Here is a 19,396-nt window from a genome sequence, read left to right on the forward strand (position 1 = left end):
TATAAATCTTACAGCGTAAACTGTATATATAATGAAATCAAAAAGGATGAGTCACCTCATCCTTTTCCTCTCATACATCCTCTTCTCTAACAACATACACTCTCTCATAAGCTGGTCTTAATGTTGATTCATCCCTTTGATCAACCTCTTTAAAGCAAGGATTCCCTTGTTTTTTTCTACGATCTTCATACTCCGTTCGCAATTTCGCAGTACGATTTTGTTGATTTTCAAAACTAGTTTTCGATATCTCTAACTTCACAGCAAAGCCATTTATAAATCGGATAATAAGGTTTCCATCTTTTAATTCTTTATTGCTTTCAATATAAAAATGAGATAACCACGCGCACTCTTTTCTAGAATACGAATAGGTAGGGAAAAAATAAAGTTGATCGGTCGGACTAATTGCAATTGGTGCTTTATGTGTAATGTGAGTTAACTCTTTCGTTCCTTCTTTTCTGCCTAAAAAACTAGAACCATGCTTGCGACAACTTCTTTCTATAATATCTAGAGGTTTTTGAAATACGAAAAAAGAGTCTTGCACTTCAACAACTCGCGTAACAATTTTCTTTTCACTGAGAATTACAGGAAGTAAGGCCATTGTATTTTTATTTACAACATAGTTTTCGACGTAGCGTTCTACTTTACTTTCCATATTCCACTATCTCCTTTTTTCTATTTATATTAGCAGCTGCATGTATAATTTTAGCATCTATGAAAAGGAAATGGCTTACAGATTCCGCTTTTTTACAATACTTTATTATTTGTCAAATACCTTTTAAATTATAAAATAAAAATATATTATTTTTATAATAATAAACCTATACAAAATCTATTTATACTACCTATAAATATTTACAACTACTTCCTCATTCCGCATCATTAAGACAATTAACTTTGCTATAATTAAAATAAAAATCCAATATATGGAGGTCCACTATGAAAGAAAAAGAAATGCAACCAACGATTCACATGAAAAATAGCAGCATTGTGATCGTGAACAACTCAGCTAGCATTATATTCGCTTTATTTTTCATTCTATTATTTTTTGCAAAGCCTTTTCGTAAATCGAAATGCTCTGAATGTAAGAAAAGCGCGAAGAAAAAAGTTGAAAAAGAAGAGTAAAAGGCTTTCTATTTTGGAAAGCCTTTTACTCTTTTTCATATTTTCTTCCGAGTGTCCCTGTATCCCCTTTATTTTCTAATATTATTACATATAAAAAATTATCCACTACGTTAAAAAGTACTTGTACGTGTTACCCATTTTTATTAAGAACTTCACCTTTATAAATCACTAGCAACTTTTTAACTCGTTAAATCTGCAATATAAGTTTTGTATATAATTCCACTTCAAAACACAAAATATGTAAGTGATTATTTATGATTACATTCGTTTTTTATCTAATTCCAAAAAGGAGCTGTATAATATGGAGAAAAAAAATCTATTAAGCCAACAGATTAATAGCGTCCCATCAGATGCTCTGAATACCCCTAGTAAGGAGCAAGAAGAAATGTTAGAAACATCATCTCAAGACGAACAAAATTCTAACAACAATGCTAACAAAAAAGATGATACTCAAGGTCTATCTGGAAAAGTTTTCCCTATTTCAACAGAGAATACAAATTTATAGTTATTTACTATCATACGCAGCAAATGCTCTTGCTGAACTAATTCTTCTACAGAAACTAATACGCATTCCAGATAATTTTTCACCCGTTGTAACATAGAAAAAGAGATTTAGATATAAAAAACAGGCTCTGGGGAAACTTTCTCCACAACCTAAAAAAAGGATGGCATTAGCCACCCTTTTTTCCATCATCAACTATAAAATTATAGTTTGATTACGTTTTTAGCTTGAGGTCCACGGTTACCTTCTTCGATTTCGAAGCTAACTTTTTGACCTTCTTCTAAAGATTTGAAACCTTCAGTTTCGATTGCAGAGAAGTGTACGAATACGTCGTTTTCGCCTGGAACTTCGATGAAACCGAAGCCTTTTTCGTTGTTAAACCATTTTACTTGTCCTGTTACTGCCATAATTATTTCCTCCTAAGAAAATACATTTTTTTAAATTTTTAGTTTTCCTATCTAAAAAAAGAATCCACACATTATCAAATACGAAACATAAACTAGTTCTCACATACTTTTTCTCGTTCGTTTTCAGCACTTGATAATATATGGATTGCTTAATTTAACTATTCAACTGATATTATCATAGCACATTAAAATAAAATGTACAATCTTTTTTGAAAATAACTGACAAATTAAATCACGTATGCAATTATCAATATCTTATTTGAATAAAAATAAACAAATCTTTCGAATGCCACTTTATTCCTTTTTCTACGTGTTAAAATGTAATCTGACAACATTTATATGAAAAGAAAAGCAAACGAAGGCGACGTAAATTTCCAAAGAATGATTGATGAAGGACATTTAGAGCATTATGAAAAAGATATGAAGTTTATTCGTGATCATGGAGCTGAGTGGATTTGATTATATTGTCTTTTTTTGTCGGTAAGTCGATATCCTTTGTCGAATCGTCGATATATTTGAAAAATCGTTGATATATTTTAAGTTATGATAGATATATCGAAAAAATCGTCGATATATTTTTATTTACTCTCGAATCGTGCGAAAAATAATAAGGGGCACCCTTCAAAAAGGTGCCCCTTCCTTTTATTTCGTAAATTGTGCTTCTTCTGTAGATCCTTTTAATGCTGTCGTTGATGAAGTACCACCTGTAATCACTTGTGCTACTTCATCAAAGTAACCTGTTCCTACTTCTCGTTGATGGCGAGTTGCAGAGTAGCCGTGTTTTTCTGCTGCGAATTCTGCTTGTTGTAGTTCAGAGTACGCTGCCATGCCGCGCTCTTTATAGCCGCGTGCTAATTCGAACATGCCGTAGTTTAATGAGTGGAATCCAGCAAGTGTTACAAACTGGAACTTATAACCGTAAGATGCGATTTCTTTTTGGAAGCTCGCAATTGTTTTCTCATCTAGTTTTTGTTTCCAGTTAAATGAAGGGGAACAATTGTATGCAAGCAATTTCCCTGGATGCTCTTTATGAATTGCGTCCGCAAATCGTTTTGCATCTTCTAAATTTGGTTCAGATGTTTCACACCAAACGAGGTCTGCATAAGGAGCGTATGCTAAACCACGTGCAATCGCTTGGTCAAGACCTGCTTTCGTACGGTAAAATCCTTCTGGTGTCCTTTCTCCTGTAATAAACGCCTTATCAACCGGATCAATATCGCTCGTAATTAAATCAGCTGCATCCGCATCAGTTCTTGCAACGATAATTGTCGGTACTCCCATTACATCTGCAGCAAGGCGTGCCGAAATTAAATTACGTACCGCTGTTTGCGTTGGTAGTAATACTTTTCCGCCTAAATGACCGCATTTTTTCTCTGAAGATAATTGATCTTCAAAGTGCACGCCAGATGCACCTGCTTCAATCATACCTTTCATCAATTCAAATACGTTTAATTGTCCGCCAAATCCAGCTTCTGCATCTGCTACAATTGGTACGAAATAATCTGTATCACCGCTTCCTTCCATATGCTGAATTTGATCCGCACGTTGAAGCGTTTGATTAATTCGTTTTACGACAGCAGGTACGCTGTTTGCTGGATATAAACTTTGGTCTGGATACATATGTCCAGAAAGGTTTGCATCTGCTGCTACTTGCCATCCACTTAAATAAATTGCTTTTAACCCAGCTTTTACTTGCTGCATCGCTTGGTTTCCTGTTAATGCGCCAAGTGCATGAATGTAATCTTCCGTATGAAGCGATGCCCACAGCTTTTCAGCACCGCGGCGCGCTAACGTATGTTCAATATCAATTGACCCGCGCAAGCGAATTACATCTTCTGCCGAATATGGACGTGTGATCCCTTTCCAGCGCGTATCTAACTCCCAGCTCTCTTGTAATTTCTCGATTCTTTCGTTTTTCATTTGTTCCATCCCCTTTTCACTTTTTATAAAATTTCATAACCCGGTAATGTTAAAAATGGTACGAATTCATCATTCCGAACGAGATTTGTAAATAACGTTGTCGCCTCTTGGAATCTCCCTTTCTTAAAGGCTTCTTTACCAATCTCTCTTTCTATTTTTGCTAACTCTTCTTCTTTTAGCTCTTCCATTAATTCAAGTGTAATATTACGGCCATCATTTAATTTTCCACCTTCATGGCGAATCCATTGCCATACTTGTGCCCTAGAAATTTCCGCTGTTGCCGCATCTTCCATTAAGTTATAAATTGGTGCTGCTCCCCGTCCGCTTAACCAAGATGCGATATATTGAATACCTACGCTAATATTCATACGAAGACCCTCTTCTGTAATCGTTCCCACTGGTACTTCTAATAAATCCTTTTCTGTAACATGTATTTCTTCACGTTTTCTAAAAATTTGATTCGGCGTTTTCATAATGTGATTAAATACTTCCATCGCGACTGGTACAAGTCCCGGGTGGGCAACCCAAGTCCCGTCATGACCGTCTAAAGCTTCGCGCTCCTTATCCGCACGTACTTTTTCAAAAGCTGCTTCATTCGCTTTTGGGTTGTTTTTAATTGGAATTTGTGCTGCCATTCCTCCAATAGCTGGTGCATTACGACGGTGACACGTTTGAATGACTTTCAAAGAATACGCGCGCATAAACGGCGCCGTCATCGTGACTTGCGCTCTATCTGGAAGTAAAAATTCATTATGATTACGGAAACCCTTTAGAAAACTAAAAATATAATCCCATCTTCCGCAATTTAATCCAGCAGAATGATCTTTAAGCTCATACAAAATTTCATCCATTTCAAACGAAGCATGTATCGTTTCCAGTAACACCGTGGCTTTGATCGTTCCGTTTGGAATACCGATATATTTTTGAGCAAATACGAAAACATCATTCCATAACCTTGCTTCTAAATGGCTTTCCATTTTCGGTAAGTAAAAGTATGGACCGCTTCCTTTTGCTAAAAGAGCTTTCGCATTATGGAAAAAATAAAGTCCAAAATCTACTAAGCTACCAGACATATTCTTTCCGTCAACTTGCATATGTTTTTCTTCTAAATGCCATCCTCTTGGACGCACAATTAATACTGCTGTTTTACTATTTAAACGATATTCTTTTCCGTTTTCATTTTTATGTGAAATCGTTCCCTTTACTGCATCTCGTAAGTTTATTTGACCTTCAATCGCATTTTCCCAAGTTGGTGAATTCGAATCTTCAAAATCCGCCATAAAAAGATGTGCTCCTGAATTTAAAGCGTTAATAACCATCTTTCTATCTACTGGGCCAGTAATCTCTACGCGGCGATCCTCTAAATCTTTTGGCAATTTAGCAATTGTCCAATCAGCTTCACGTATGTGCTTCGTTTCTTCTAAAAACTTTGGAAACTCCCCTGCATCAATTCTCTTTTGTTTCTCCGCACGCTTTTGTAAAAGTTCTATGCGGCGCTCATTGAAATTTCCATGTAGTTCCTTCAAAAAACTAAGCGCCTCAGGTGTCAATATTTCGTTGTACGCTGGCAACATTTCTCCGGGCAATGTAACCCGTGAAGTTTGCGTCGACATATTAGCATCCCCTTTTTAAACTGTTTTATAACAGATTTGATTTTATGTTTTATATTATATAACAAATCTTCAGAAAAGGAAGTTTTTTTTGAAAATTTAATCGTTTTTTTGTAAAACTGTATTCTTCCACCGGTATTACACATAAAAAAGAAGCCGGTGTTATACAATACCAGCTTCTTGTTCTATTATTTATTCAAAAATTGTTTTAAATAAGAATTGCGCATATTGTTCACGTGTTACTTTCATGTTTGGAGCAAAGTTACCCTTTCCATCTCCTACCGAAATACCATTTGAACCTACTGCATTAATCGCATTTTCTGCCCAATGTCCTTTTGGTACATCTTTAAATCCTTTTGTTTCTTTTACTTCTAACTCATATGCTACTGTAAGCACTTGTGCCATTTCTGCACGTGTTAATGTATCTTTCGGTCTAAAGTTTCCAGTTCCATCACCATTAAAGATACCTAATTCTGTTAATACTAAAATTTCTTCTAAGAACATTGTTGATCTTTCATTAATATCTTTATATGGATTTTCAAGAATATCGCCTTCCTCGAATACTTCACTGAAATCCATTGTGCGATAAATTAAAGCAGCTACTTGTTCACGTGTTACATTATGTCCAAAACCGAACACACCATTTCCATAACCAAGCATAATTTCTTGTTCTGCTAAAGTTTGAATTGCTTCATAAGACCAATGTCCTGCTGGTACATCTTTAAAGAATGCCTGACTTGCGTGTTGCGGCTTTGCAGCTAATTCAGCTTTTGCTGTTGTCCCTTCAGCACTAAATGCCACTCCACCCATAATTGTTAAAGCTGTTGCTACTTTTAAAAACTTTTTCTTCACAGTATTCTCTCCCTAAAAACATATTTTTTTCTAATATAAAGAATTAATGGAAGCGTAACAATATAATTTCCATGTGATTTTTGTCTAATTTATGAACTATATTTCATATACTTTTATTTACACTTTATTAAAAATAAAGTTACTAAAACGTATATTTAAACAATAAAAAGTCACTTTATTCAATCTCTTCTTATCCACTAAAATCGAAAAATTAAATTACGAATAGAAAATCAATATAATTACAAATAATTTTAAATAAGAAAAAAGTGTGGAATTCCCACACTTTTTTCTTGATATAAATTATATTAATATAATTTAAACATCCTTATATTTTAACTTTTATTCATAATTCTCATCTTTTACTGGAAAATAAAAAACAGCTTTATTTAAAAACGTTGCATATTGCTCACGTGTTACAACTTTATTCGGTTCAAATTTCCCATTCCCTGTTCCTACTATGACATGATTAGACTGCAGTGCACTAATCGCATTTTTTGCCCAATGATTATTTGGTACATCTTTAAATGTATGGTTCTTCTTCACCTCAAATGTAAATGCTTTCGTAAGAATTTGTGCCATTTCTGCGCGTGTTACTGGTGCAGTTGGTCTAAAGTTTCCTTTTTCATCACCTTTAAAAATACCATGCTCTGTTAATACTAAAATTTCATCTAAAAACATTGTTGCTCTCTCAGAAATATCTTTGTATGGATTTTTTAAAGGTCCTTCCCTTTTCAAATTCAACGTACGATACAGCACTGCTGCTACTTGTTCTCTCGTTACATTATCACCTACACCAAACTTACCATTTCCATACCCTAACATTACTTTATTGTATACTACATCCATTATATCGTCATATGCCCAGTAGTTTACTGGAACATCATCAAACACAATCATTTCTGGATATTCTTCTGCTTTTACGTTAGGAACATTCATACTTACAAACAAGCCGCCCATAATAGTCATCGTTGCCATTATACGTAACATGTTCTTCTTCATTGCCCTCTCCCCTTTACCTCCATTTTAAAAAACGGAAAATAATAGACTGAAATCCTTTCCAATATTACATATGTTGCCTTTGCACCATTTATGCAATATATTACATTTAAAAAATCTATTATTGTGAAAATCACTACTAAAGGAAAGCCAATTCGCTCTCAATTTCAATTTTTATACCGAATTGTACGCAAACTAATTTTCTTGCCTGTATTCATGTAAAGGTGTTTCTATAATATAAATATTCTACTTTTTTCAAAAGAAATCCTTCACGTTTTAAGAGTTCATTTTCTAGACAAAAAATGCAATTATATCGACTTAACTACAACATACGACAATAGTAGCCTCTCTATTAACAAAAGCTCATAATGAGCGAAAGATACCTCTTCCACAAATTATGAGCTTTCTCTTTATCTATTCCATTTTCCCTGGAGAATTATCAATTGATCGTTGTAAAAACTTTGCAAATTGCCCACGTGTAACGAGCATTTCAGGCTGGAACTTGCCATCTCCTGTTCCTACCGCTACTTTATTAGACTGCAATGCGCTAATTGCATCCCTTGCCCAATGATTTTCTGGTATATCTGTAAATGTATGTGGACTCTTTGTTTTCAACTCATATGCTTTCGTTAAAATTTGTGCTAATTCTGCACGAGTCAATGTATCTTTCGGACGGAAATTCCCATTTTCGTCTCCTTTAAAAATGCCAATCTTTGTTAAGCGTAAAATTTCGTAAGGGAACATGGTTGATTTCGCACTAATATCTCCATATGGATTTCCAATAGTCGCACTTCTTTTTACATGAAGTGCGCGGTACAATACTGCTGCCGCTTGTTCACGTGTTATATGATCTTCCGTCCCAAACTTACCATTTCCATAGCCATACATAATGCGATGATGTACTAAATTTGTAATTTCATCATATGCCCAATGATCTGTTGTTACATCATCAAACTTTATCATAATATTAGGACTAGATTTTTGGATAATCTCTGTATTTGCAGACACACCATTTGCACCTACAAATATTCCTCCCATTAGTGTTAACGATGTCGCTATCTTTACTAGCTTTTTCATCTCTCTCATCTACCTTTTCCTTTATTTCCCTGCAAATTATATTATACAATAAATCTGAAAATTATAAATTTATTTCGAACTAATTATTTACAATTAAGAATATAATTTTTCTTCTACTACTATTTTTTCACCCTTTGTTTTTCGAAAAGTAAATGCCATTCCTACAAATATAAGAACAATTCCTACTATTTGCATACTAGTCGGTCTAAACCCGGTAAAGACTGTATCTAATAGTATTGCAACCGCAGGATCTAAGAACACTAATACAGAAATTAATCTCGTCGATAAATCTCTTAAACTGTCAAAAAATAAGTAATATACAAATCCCGTATGTATAAGACCTGTCGCTGTAATCATCATCCAATTCATCTCTGTTAACCCTTGAAACTTGCCAAAGTCTACGAATGGTAGCAATAAAAATATACCTAAAAATGTTTGTAAAAATGTCATCGCATATGCGCTCGTATGCTGAATTCCTTTTCCTAATAAAGTGGTAAAAGCATAAAATAGTGCCGCAAGTAGTGCCCATACCATGCCAGATGACATCAGTTTTTCAAGTGATAGACTTCCATCTACTCCAGCCACTAACACTGTACCGATAAAACAAATGACAATGGACAAAACAGCAAACATTGTAAGTCTCTCTTTAAATACAATACTACCAATCATTAATACGATAATGGGTGCTAGATGATAAACTGAAATCGCAATTGTAATCGACATAACTTCAAATGCTTTAAATAGAAATACCCAGTTAAAAACGAGAAATACACCGCATGCTAATATTTGCATGACTTCTTTTTTATTCCATTGCTCACTTTTATATTGTCCTGTTACGAGCCAACATAATGCTAAAAATATAGTCGCACAAATACAACGAACGAATACTAATTCAAAAGACGGTAAACCTGTTTGAACAGAGAAAAATCCAATTGATCCGAAAATAGACATCGAAAGGATCATTTTTATAGCCGGCATTGATTTTGAATGAAACAAAATATTAACCTCCTAAACATTTCACTGAATATTCCATATATTATACACTATAATTTTCCAAAACTCGAATAACGCATAAAAAAAGAAGCAGTATACTACCGCTTCTTTTCCTTTTCATATTGTTCAAACGTATGAATTCTTTCAAAAATTGGTGGGTGTGTATATAAGAAAAACTTTACTAACGCAGGCGGATTTACTTGGCTTAAGCTCGTTTTTGATAAATATTGAAACGTTTTTACACCAGATTTCCCGTCCTTCGTCATATCTAGAGCGTATTGATCTGCCGCTCGTTCTTCTATACGAGAAACATAGTTTGTTGCTGGCTGTGATGCAAAAGAGAGGACAGAAGAAATTAAGAAAAATAAAGGTAAAATTGAGAAACATGCTGCTTTTGACATTTGCAGCGTATCCCCCCATTTTCGAATACACATATTGATAATACGACTAATGAGGTACATCCCTATAAACGATAGCAACATATAACTCGCAACGCCCCAATATATATGTTTCATAACATAATGCCCCATTTCATGGGCCATTATAAATAAAATCTCTTTATCTTTTAATTGCTTAAGCGTCGTATCCCACATTACAATACGAGCGTTAGGGCCAATTCCTGTTACATATGCATTTAACGCATTCGTTTTTTCCGACATATTTACTTCATATACGTGTTTTGCTGGAATATCGGCTTTGTCTGCTATCGCTAAAATTTTCGTTTCTAATTCTTTATTTTTCAGCGTCGAGAAGTCGTTATAAAGTGGATCAATCACGACAGGCTGTATAAATGTTAAAAAGATTGTAAACGGAACAGAGAGTGCCCACCCTGCTAACCACCATCTCTTCGGGAATTTGCGAATAAGCCATAGAAGAACCGTAACTACAATTAACATCGTCGCATAGCTCTCCCAAAAACCGATAACATGATCTTTTATCCAGCTTTGTGTACTTTGCGTGGAAATACCGTAATCAACAGAAACTTTTCGGCTAATCCATTGCATCGGCAGGGCAAGAACTGTTGTAAGTAGTGATAAATAAAAGAAATAAATCGCAACTTGCAGGACACTTATTTTCGTCGTTTCCTTCGACCATTTCTCAAACTTTTTTGAAATACCGAGCACAAGTACAAATAATAAAATAATCCATTCAAGAGGCGTCGCTAAAAAATACAGTAAATTTTTCACGCGCGAATAATCTTGGCTTAGCGTAAGCTCTCTTGCATTCATAAACGTTTCTGGATCTGCACTCGTTCCTTTGTACATGTCAGGAATTAGTTCATGATTCCATCCAAATAAATACCAATATATAAATAACGCAAACCCAACGTACAAAAAAAGCGACCACCCGATAACCTTCCTCACGCTATTCCCTCCTCTATGCTGCCTGTCTATTATTATTGTAAGTTCGTACGTGCTAAATTAGAACAAGCTTATTACGCGAATTGCTCGAGATCCTTTTATTTACATAAAAAAACTCTTCTACAAATAGAAGAGTTTTACCTACCTTTAGACGCTTTCTTCGGTTCATACTCTGGGATAAGAAACGTACTTACAACCCAGCATATTAAACCAGCGCCTTTTATATAGCGTATATATTCATAGTCTTGAAAAAATAAAGTCGTTACAATAAGCGTAAAAAATCCAATTAAAACTAGTACATATCCTATTTGCTTCTTAGATAACATAACGTGCCTCCTTAAGGAAGTACATCCATTAATAAGCTAAAATCTTGCAGAGAAAAAGAACTATATTTCATAATCCCTTGTACAGCTAAAAGTAAAATAAGACCGGTCACGCACATATAATTAACGCTTTCTTCACTCTTTTTTTCAGCAACTACACCGCCACTGATACAGAGAATTCCTAACAAATGAAGCGCTAAATACATAAAGAAATAAGCTTCCTCCCAGCGAAGAATAACGTTGACTGTCGTTATTAGCACTATACTAAGCACAATCAAATAAAAAAACTTATTTGATGATATTGTTTCATTCATATAATTTTATACATCCCTTTCAAATTTAGAATGAATGATGTTTCAAAGCTATAAAGTAAATGATTGTTTTCATACTATAAAACAAAAGGAAAGCCACTATTACTTTCTCGAATACGTTATGAACCCACATATACTTCTCTTCATTTTTTCTGAAGATGCGCTTCATCATTTCTTCTACAATTAGACCAAATAGTAGTAAAATTCCTAACACAATGAGAAGAGAAATAATATTTTCTTTTACATGAGTACTAGAAAATAAGTAATACTCCGGAAACACAATCGTATCTACTACAGGTTGCAGCCAATGACAAACGCTTTTATCACACATATCTGTAATAGACGTAGCATCTATAATGTCTTTCAATATTCTTTCAATATTTTTTCAATCGTCTTCTTCATCTCATTTACTCCCCACTACGTCTGAAAAGCTTTTTTCCTGCTCTACATATATAGCGGGCATTTCTTTACTCCAATATTTGCGGTTAACAAATAAAAAGATGAGTACTAAGTTTAATCCTGTTATAAAAATAATAAGTCCTGGAAAGAACGTCGTATAATTTGAGAAATCTGTAAAACTCATTATCTCTTCTTTATTTATTAAAAAAGAAGCACCGATTACAAATGCATTGTTTAACATGTGAATAGCGATTGGCATGAGTAAACTATTCGTACGAATATATACGATTGATAGTACAACGCTAAATACAATTGCACCTAGGAAATCAACATGTAACAATGCAAACAATATTGCTACAGCAATGATCGCTATACTCGTTCCCCATTTTGCTGCGAAGCGTTGCAGTAAAAATCCGCGAAAAACAAATTCCCCAATAATTGGTGCGATGAATACGACCATAATAACTTGATAAACGTATCCTCCAGTGCTATCCATAATCGGTTCGCGTAATGCGTTCATAATAAATGTCGGTGTAATCCATGCAAAGCTATACATGTACAAAATAAGATATCCATAACTAAACACGCATAACATGATCGTAATGTATAAAACTTGCACCAGGTTAAATGTTTCATTTCTATTAATAAATAATGAAAATGCAACACGGTGTTTTTTATACTCAAAATAAATCCACGTAATCGGCAAAATATAGAATATAAGAATATTTATAAAAGTAGAATTTTGCATATGAAATGTATTTTCTATCAATTCATTACTGGCTCTTGCAACTACAGTTAATAGTGCAAATACAATTAAAAAATATCTAGCTCGCATCGTTTGAAACGGATTCACACTCATCTCCTCCCCTATGTTACTTTTATCATATCATTTGATTCTTAATTTTTTGAGAAAGAAAACCTTAAAATTTCCTTAAAAATTCCATAAGTTACAGAAAGATGATATGATATTCGAGGAAATTAGGAGGGATTTTTATGTATGAAGCAAATATTTTGCTCGTTGATGATGAAACAGCAATTTTACAATTACTAACTACCATTCTTGAAAAAGAAGGTTTTTCTCATATTACAACTGCAACATCCGCTGAAATAGCTTTATCTCTCACTCAGCAAAACGATTACGATTTAATTATTTTAGATGTCATGCTTCCTGGACAATCTGGTTTTGATATTTGTCCAATCATTCGTCAAAAAACAGATTGTCCTATCTTCTTCCTCACAGCTAAAACATCTGATTTAGATAAAATATCTGGATTTTCACACGGTGCAGATGATTATATTACGAAGCCATTTAATCCACTTGAAGTGGTAGCTCGTATGAAAGCACAACTCCGAAGACATATGAAGCAAGTTATGCCACACGAACAAAAAGCACAATCCAGTTCATTTGGTAGATTTGAAATTGATCGATATTCCGCAGAGCTTACAGTAAATGGGCGTGTTGTCGAATGTTCCGCCCAGCTATTTCAGCTATTACTCTTCTTTTGCGAGAATCCGAACTACGTATTTTCAAAAGAAGAAATATACGAGAAAGTTTGGGGAGCACCTGCCTACAATGGCGATGACAATACCGTTATGGTCCACATTCGAAAACTACGTGAAAAAATCGAACAAGACCCAAGTAAACCAGAATATATAAAAACCGTTCGCGGACTTGGCTATAAGTTCATTACAAAGTAGGGTGACGATATGAACTTTAATAAACGACTTATTATCCAGTTTATCATGCAACACGTATTTGTTTTAGTTACATTACTAATTGCTGTAGTAGCTGCATTCACGTATTTAATTTTTCTTGTTACGAGTACTTCATACGAACCGAACATTCCAGATGCTGAAAATTTTATGATTGCAAGATACATTTCTTCAGAAGATGGCGATATTTCGTTAAAAGCTGAAGTAAAAGACTTAATTAAAGAGAAAAATGATTGGATTCAAGTTGTAGAGGAAAACGGAAAAGTTCTCTATCACTTTAATACACCTAGTGACGTACCGACATCTTATACGAAAACATCTTTATTCTCGTATATACAGAATCACATAGAAAGTCCTTATACATTTACATATTGGGAAATTGAATTAGAAGAAAAAAACGTACTTGTTATTTACGGTGGTATGTTAAAAAGCAATGCATTACTAAAAACAATCCGGAAAACGCACCCTTCTGTATCTACAGATTCGTTCACATTAACAGAAGAAGAAAAACAGTTACTTTCTAAAGAAAAAGCAACACTTCAAATCTTTAATAGCGTTGGCGAAGAAGTATTCTCCTATCCAAACGGAAAGAAAAAAACGTTTTCTGTTATACAAGCCGCTCTTAGCGAAAAAGAGCCGTGGAATCATAAGGAAAACACGTCTAGCTTTTATGACACAAATAGCAATCATCTTCTCGTTATAACTGCCAAAAATGAGTACTACTACCCTGATGATGAAATAGACGATGTATTTGCTAAAAAGTTTCTAATCGGATGCGGATTAATCCTTCTTATCGTATTTGTTTATTTAGTCATTCTTTCTATTTGGTACGGTAATAAATTTGGAAAACCGTTATTACATGCGATGCGCTGGCTTAAAAACATAGCTGGTGGAAAGTACGAAGAGCCTGTTAGTAAAAAAGGAAAACCTATCAGGTTCAGGAAATCTGGTAAAGAAAAATGGTCATTCCGCTTATTTAGTGATGTTACAAATTCACTAGAGCACCTTTCTATTACACTCAAAAAAAATGATGCGATGAGGCAAGTACTGCAGCAAACACGTGAAGAATGGATTACTGGTCTAACGCACGATTTAAAAACACCACTAAGTTCTATATACGGCTACGCATTATTACTAGAATCAAAACAGTATAACTGGACTGATCGTGACATTCAGCAATTCGGCAGCGTTATGAAAGAAAAATCTCAATATATGACCACACTAATTGATGACTTAAGCTTAACGTATCAATTAAAAAATAATAGTCTCCCTGCACAGCATGTAAACATTGAAATGAATCAATTCGTCCAAAAAGTATTATTACAATTCATTAATAATCCGACACTTCAAAATCAAAATATTGAATTCGTACCAAGCTCAAATAAAATTCAATATTTCATTGAAGAAAAATGGTTCCAGCGTATTATTGAAAACTTACTCGTAAACGCTGTAAAACATAATAATGAAACGACTAATGTAATTGTAAAGCTTTCACAAAATGCTACTTCATTCACACTCTCTATTTCAGATAACGGAAAAGGAATGGATGATAAAACGAAAGAGCTTCTATTTGAGCGATATTACAGAGGAACAAATACAGAAGAAAGCAACATTGGAACTGGACTTGGTCTCGCTATTACAAAGCAACTCGTTCATGCTCATAACGGAGCGATTTCTATTGATAGTGAACTAGGAAAAGGAACGACGATTATACTTGTGTTTCCGTTTCGTTCGTAGAAAAGGCGCTATGTGGCGTCTTTTCTTTTTCGGGAGAGTTTAGCGGTATATGAAATGATATAGACCATCTTTCTGAGTTGTTTTAGCAGTATATGAAATTATATCGGCGATTTTGCGAATATATCGGCGATTTTTCAAATATATCGGCGCAAATCAAAATATATCAGCGATTTTCTAAATATATCGGCGCAAATCAAAATATATCAGCGATTTTCTAAATATATCGACTTACCGACAAAAATCAACAACTATAGCACCCCATCTTATATGCAAAGCTCCTGAAAAACAACGATTCCAGACCAATTGAAATTTCACGAAATAAAAAAGCGAACCACCTCCCAATGATTCGCCCTTACTCTATTACTTCTTCTTCACCGGTATCCAAAGCTCTACTTGAGCGAACTCACTTTTATCTTCGTGACAACGCTCATCGTATAATTCAAACTCTGTAACGCCGCAATGTTCGTATCCTGAATGCGGGAACCACTCTGAGAATACTGCATTCCACGTTTGGTGAATAGACGATACCATTTCTTCATGAGGAACTTTCGGCGTTGTAAATACCGCATATGTTGCTGCTGGGAACGTACGCTTTGCAATTTCATTTGGTACATTTTCAAAGTCTGTGACTTCCATTCCGATAATATAAGTGAAGTCCCCTGTTTCTAAATTAAAATCAGTACATAATCCAAGCTCTACCCATTGGCTCGTATCTTTACGATTCGGAATTGTCGTTCCAAGATCTTTTTGTAAATATTCTTGCCAAAATGCTGGAATGTCTTGATGGTTCTTCCCTTCTTTACTTGTCGTCTTCAGTTCATAACCCGCCACTAAAAATTCCGGTTTATTTACAATACGATATTCCATTTGTATGCCTCCTAAATACGGATTTAATTTTCTTTGCTTTACATTCACGCTGTAATACATCGGTGTTTCTATTTCCTGCTTTCGATATTCACTCGGTGTCATTTGAAACAATTTTTTAAAGGCTCTCGTGAACGTTTCGTGAGATTGAAAGCCATGTTCAAATGCGATATCAATAATTTTTTCATCCGTATGAGAAAGTTGATAAGCTGCCCGGGCTAACCTCCTCTTCCGAACATACTCCATTACCGTATCACCTACTAACGCCTGGAATACACGATGAAAATGCGACTCAGAAAAACCTGCAATGCGAGCTAACTTACGCAGCGTCTGTTTTTCCATTACATCTTCCTCGATATAATCAATGGACCTTTGAATTTGTGTTTCATAGCTTTCCATCTCTGTTCACCCGCCTTATATGTATTATGATAAAAGAGAATCTTATCCAATTCTTGACGTTTTTTACTATAATTCCATAAAAAATTGTAACTTTTTTATATGTTTTTCGTTGTTATGTGTGAAGGGAGGGAAATGTAGTGAAACGTAAACAATCATTAGAAGAAATTTATTCAGAACATATGCAAGATTTATTTCGCTATCTTCTCTCCCTAACCGGAGATTCCCATTTTGCTGAAGATCTCATGCAAGAAACCTTTTACCGCATGCTCGTCCATATTGACTATTACAAAGGCGAAGAAATTAGACCGTGGTTATTTACAATTGCCTACAACGCCTTTATCGATTGGTATCGAAAAGAAAAAAGATATAAAACGACGACAATTACAGAATTCCATTTACCAAACGTGCCAAGTACAGAGCACTCTTATTTCATAAAACATGAGATTGCTAGTTGGTTAGAAGGTTTATCTTCTCTTCCGCTTAAAAGACGAAATGTTCTGTTACTACGAGATTACTACGGATTCTCATATAAAGAAATAGCAGAGATGACCGGTCTCTCACAAGCGAAAGTGAAAATTGAATTACACCGTGGTCGAAAAGAAATGAAAAGCATAAAGGAGTGATACGGATGGGTTGTACAGAATTTAAAAAACTATGGGAGAAGTACGCAAACGGAACGCTCACGCATGATGAACAGAAACTGTTAGAAAGTCATATTGAGACATGTGAAGAATGCGAGGCTTACTTAGATCAATTGCTTTCAAAAAGTGAAACAATAAAGAAAAAACTACCACCACAAAACCTGAAAGTTCCGTTTTGGAAAATAAAATGGAAACAACGTTGGCAAACCGTTAGCTTTGTCCTTGCCGTTTGTATTGCAATCTATTTTGTTGGTCATTTCTCATCTTCTTTTTACTTCTATAATATAAAAAAATTAGTTGAAGTAAATGAGATTCCAGCACTCGCACTAGAAGCAACAATTCCAAATAGTCGTTCCACTGGAGGCAGTACAAAGATTAAACCCTTTTTCCGTACAGAAATTGAAATGAATTTAGTTAAAACGGTCGGTAAAAAAGAAATGCCAATTGGTACAGTAACAACGCGTAGCTTCTTATCATCTGTAACTGACACAAATCAATCATGGGCAAATAAACCCTATTCCAACAAACTTTCCTTTGTTCACCCAAAAATAAAGCAAGATGATCATTTGAAAGAAATCTCTAAAAAAGTTTGGAGTACACTCGGAAAGATACATGAGGGCACCGTTGCAGAAGTAGCGATATCTTTTGACAAACCTTACACTTTACAAGAATTAGCATCCATTCTATATAGCACATTTGAAGCACAAGAAATGCCGCCCACTCCTATATGGTACGCTTTAGACACAGGGCAAGAAAGAATAGATGAAGAAGATTTCATCCTACATGGCGGAGAGGTTATCGGATTTTCAGAACATATAAATCTCCCTGATAATGAAGCAAAACGACCAAAGACAAAAGAAGATGAAGTAATCGAAATGATGCGTATTCTTTCTACACATAAAGAAACTGTAAGTAAAACTACTCAAACTTCTGAAAAAGAGCTGAACTTAGATAAACGTTATGAGTATGTAAAAGATAACGGCGTAAAAGTATATGGCATTGTCATTACTGGGCCGTCGAAAGAATTGTTAAAATTACAAAACTCACCTCACGTACGTTATGCGACTCTTGGAGATATTGAGGTTTGGAATTGGTTTGATCAGTGATGTGAAAAAGTAGAGCATCACTCTGAAGTGACCCCTAAAAGTTAGACACAGTTATTTCATTAGGCAGCTTGATAAAAGTGAGTCCGGTATTGTACCGGGCTCATTTTTAATTTTGCCTTAATCCGTTTCGTATTATAATAATCTATATATTTTTCTAATTCTATTTTAAAGTGCTCTACATTTTCAAATTCTTTTATGTAGAGGAACTCCGACTTCATAATCCCAAAGAAATTTTCTATTACTGCGTTGTCGTAACAGTTTCCTTTTCGAGACATACTCTGTACGATCCCCCTTGATTCAAGTGTCCGGACGTACTGTCTCATTTGATAATGCCATCCTTGATCCGAATGCATCAGTAGCTGGTGGGTTTCAGGTAAACGTTCCAATGCTTTCTCTAACATGTCTGAAACAAGCGAATACGTCGGTCTAGAACCAATTGTATAGGTAATAATTTCACCATTATACAAATCTAATACAGGTGATACATACAGTTTTTCTCCAAACAATTTAAACTCTGTAATGTCTGTTACCCACTTTTGATTCGGTGCATCTGTATGAAAATTACGCTCTAAAATATTAGGTGCAATTCTACCGACTTTTCCTTTATAGGATTTATATTTCTTCATACGCACAACACACTTTAACCCAAGCTCTTTCATAATGCGTTGAACCTTCTTGTGGTTCACTTTCTGGCCACGATTCGTTAATTCATCACGAATGCGACGGTATAACCATAACGACCTTCATTTTCCTCATAAATCGCTTTAATCTCAGCTTTCAAATCGGCATCTACATCTGGACGATTCATTTTCTTTACTAAATCATAATACGTGCTTCGAGGAATAGTAGCTAGCTCCACAAGTGCCTTCACCGAATATTTATGCCTTAATTCATAGACTACTTGCGCTTTGTCTTGTTTTGTGATTTTTCCTTGTTTTGAACTAAGGCATTTAACTTTTTTAAGTACTCATTTTCCATTTCAAGCTGTTGAATACGTGCTTCAAGTGCTTCGACTGACCCTTCAGCTAAAGCTTGTTTTACTTGTTTATTTGAATCTTTTTTC

Annotated in this window: 20 protein-coding genes and 2 pseudogenes; 7 read left to right on the forward strand and 15 right to left on the reverse strand. The window is 34.7% G+C overall.

All coding sequences use genetic code 11. The features are described from left to right. Positions 1 to 70: 70 nt before the first annotated feature. Positions 71 to 652, reverse strand: a complete 582-nt coding sequence (locus ACTFNE_RS17370) for a competence protein ComK (protein WP_000444431.1) — start codon at positions 650 to 652, stop codon at positions 71 to 73. A 284-nt stretch (positions 653 to 936) separates the two neighbouring features. On the opposite strand from ACTFNE_RS17370, the gene ACTFNE_RS17375 reads away from it, so the two are divergent. Further along, complete coding sequence (locus tag ACTFNE_RS17375; RefSeq protein WP_000659565.1) at positions 937 to 1,122, forward strand: hypothetical protein; 186 nt, start codon at positions 937 to 939, stop codon at positions 1,120 to 1,122. A gap of 301 nt (positions 1,123 to 1,423) precedes the next feature. After that, positions 1,424 to 1,627, forward strand: a complete 204-nt coding sequence (locus ACTFNE_RS17380) for a hypothetical protein (protein ID WP_270706010.1) — start codon at positions 1,424 to 1,426, stop codon at positions 1,625 to 1,627. 200 nt (positions 1,628 to 1,827) lie between these two features. Here the strand turns inward: ACTFNE_RS17380 and cspA are convergent, their stop codons facing one another. Then, a complete protein-coding gene (gene cspA / locus ACTFNE_RS17385; protein WP_000301522.1) occupies positions 1,828 to 2,031 on the reverse strand; it encodes an RNA chaperone/antiterminator CspA in 204 nt (67 codons plus the stop codon). 336 nt (positions 2,032 to 2,367) lie between these two features. Between cspA and ACTFNE_RS17390 the strand changes: the two are divergent. Next, positions 2,368 to 2,490 (forward strand): annotated as a pseudogene (locus tag ACTFNE_RS17390) (aminoglycoside phosphotransferase); the annotation flags it as partial. Between the two features lie 183 nt (positions 2,491 to 2,673). Here the strand turns inward: ACTFNE_RS17390 and aceA are convergent. The 11 genes from aceA to ACTFNE_RS17445 all read right to left on the reverse strand — a co-directional run bounded on the left by aceA (position 2,674) and on the right by ACTFNE_RS17445 (position 12,726). Next, positions 2,674 to 3,951 (reverse strand): isocitrate lyase, encoded by a 1,278-nt coding sequence (aceA, locus tag ACTFNE_RS17395; RefSeq protein ID WP_000787352.1) that lies wholly within the window; start codon positions 3,949 to 3,951, stop codon positions 2,674 to 2,676. A 23-nt stretch (positions 3,952 to 3,974) separates the two neighbouring features. Beyond that, on the reverse strand, positions 3,975 to 5,564 hold the full coding sequence (aceB, locus tag ACTFNE_RS17400) for a malate synthase A (RefSeq protein WP_000107307.1): 1,590 nt from the start codon (positions 5,562 to 5,564) through the stop codon (positions 3,975 to 3,977). 189 nt (positions 5,565 to 5,753) lie between these two features. Beyond that, on the reverse strand, positions 5,754 to 6,413 hold the full coding sequence (locus ACTFNE_RS17405) for an S-layer homology domain-containing protein (protein WP_270706009.1): 660 nt from the start codon (positions 6,411 to 6,413) through the stop codon (positions 5,754 to 5,756). Positions 6,414 to 6,752: 339 nt separating this feature from the next. Beyond that, positions 6,753 to 7,412: an S-layer homology domain-containing protein gene (locus ACTFNE_RS17410; protein WP_270706008.1), complete on the reverse strand. Its 660-nt coding sequence runs from the start codon at positions 7,410 to 7,412 to the stop codon at positions 6,753 to 6,755. 411 nt (positions 7,413 to 7,823) lie between these two features. After that, positions 7,824 to 8,495 carry an S-layer homology domain-containing protein gene (locus tag ACTFNE_RS17415; protein WP_270706007.1) on the reverse strand — a complete coding sequence of 224 codons (672 nt, stop codon included), beginning with the start codon at positions 8,493 to 8,495 and terminating at the stop codon, positions 7,824 to 7,826. An 84-nt stretch (positions 8,496 to 8,579) separates the two neighbouring features. Further along, complete coding sequence (locus tag ACTFNE_RS17420; protein WP_000469094.1) at positions 8,580 to 9,482, reverse strand: DMT family transporter; 903 nt, start codon at positions 9,480 to 9,482, stop codon at positions 8,580 to 8,582. A gap of 95 nt (positions 9,483 to 9,577) precedes the next feature. Beyond that, on the reverse strand, positions 9,578 to 10,843 hold the full coding sequence (locus tag ACTFNE_RS17425; RefSeq protein ID WP_270706006.1) for a M48 family metallopeptidase: 1,266 nt from the start codon (positions 10,841 to 10,843) through the stop codon (positions 9,578 to 9,580). Between the two features lie 134 nt (positions 10,844 to 10,977). After that, positions 10,978 to 11,166, reverse strand: a complete 189-nt coding sequence (locus ACTFNE_RS17430; protein WP_000949420.1) for a hypothetical protein — start codon at positions 11,164 to 11,166, stop codon at positions 10,978 to 10,980. Positions 11,167 to 11,177: 11 nt separating this feature from the next. Beyond that, positions 11,178 to 11,477: a hypothetical protein gene (locus ACTFNE_RS17435; protein WP_001006054.1), complete on the reverse strand. Its 300-nt coding sequence runs from the start codon at positions 11,475 to 11,477 to the stop codon at positions 11,178 to 11,180. 25 nt (positions 11,478 to 11,502) lie between these two features. After that, positions 11,503 to 11,805 (reverse strand): hypothetical protein, encoded by a 303-nt coding sequence (locus tag ACTFNE_RS17440; RefSeq protein ID WP_270706029.1) that lies wholly within the window; start codon positions 11,803 to 11,805, stop codon positions 11,503 to 11,505. Positions 11,806 to 11,877: 72 nt separating this feature from the next. Further along, complete coding sequence (locus tag ACTFNE_RS17445) at positions 11,878 to 12,726, reverse strand: CPBP family intramembrane glutamic endopeptidase (RefSeq protein WP_270706005.1); 849 nt, start codon at positions 12,724 to 12,726, stop codon at positions 11,878 to 11,880. A gap of 140 nt (positions 12,727 to 12,866) precedes the next feature. Between ACTFNE_RS17445 and ACTFNE_RS17450 the strand changes: the two genes are divergently transcribed. Continuing rightward, the gene (locus ACTFNE_RS17450; protein WP_000272687.1) at positions 12,867 to 13,571 is read left to right on the forward strand and encodes a response regulator transcription factor; all 705 of its coding nucleotides are present in this window, start codon (positions 12,867 to 12,869) and stop codon (positions 13,569 to 13,571) included. Positions 13,572 to 13,580: 9 nt separating this feature from the next. Then, positions 13,581 to 15,323, forward strand: coding sequence for a sensor histidine kinase (locus tag ACTFNE_RS17455; RefSeq protein ID WP_046198625.1), 1,743 nt, complete (start codon positions 13,581 to 13,583; stop codon positions 15,321 to 15,323). 360 nt (positions 15,324 to 15,683) lie between these two features. Here the strand turns inward: ACTFNE_RS17455 and ACTFNE_RS17460 are convergent, their stop codons facing one another. After that, positions 15,684 to 16,586: an AraC family transcriptional regulator gene (locus ACTFNE_RS17460; RefSeq protein ID WP_000446822.1), complete on the reverse strand. Its 903-nt coding sequence runs from the start codon at positions 16,584 to 16,586 to the stop codon at positions 15,684 to 15,686. A 137-nt stretch (positions 16,587 to 16,723) separates the two neighbouring features. Here ACTFNE_RS17460 and ACTFNE_RS17465 point away from each other — a divergent pair, with 137 nt between their 5' ends. Next, entirely contained in the window at positions 16,724 to 17,209 is a 486-nt protein-coding gene (locus ACTFNE_RS17465; RefSeq protein WP_046198626.1) for an RNA polymerase sigma factor, read from the forward strand. A 5-nt stretch (positions 17,210 to 17,214) separates the two neighbouring features. Beyond that, positions 17,215 to 18,333: an anti-sigma factor gene (locus ACTFNE_RS17470; protein WP_270706004.1), complete on the forward strand. Its 1,119-nt coding sequence runs from the start codon at positions 17,215 to 17,217 to the stop codon at positions 18,331 to 18,333. 59 nt (positions 18,334 to 18,392) lie between these two features. On the opposite strand, the pseudogene ACTFNE_RS17475 reads toward ACTFNE_RS17470, so the two are convergent. After that, positions 18,393 to 19,396, reverse strand: a pseudogene (locus tag ACTFNE_RS17475) (IS3 family transposase); the annotation flags it as partial.

Source organism: Bacillus cereus group sp. MYBKT111-2 (assembly GCF_051915205.1).
Classification (GTDB): domain Bacteria; phylum Bacillota; class Bacilli; order Bacillales; family Bacillaceae_G; genus Bacillus_A; species Bacillus_A paranthracis.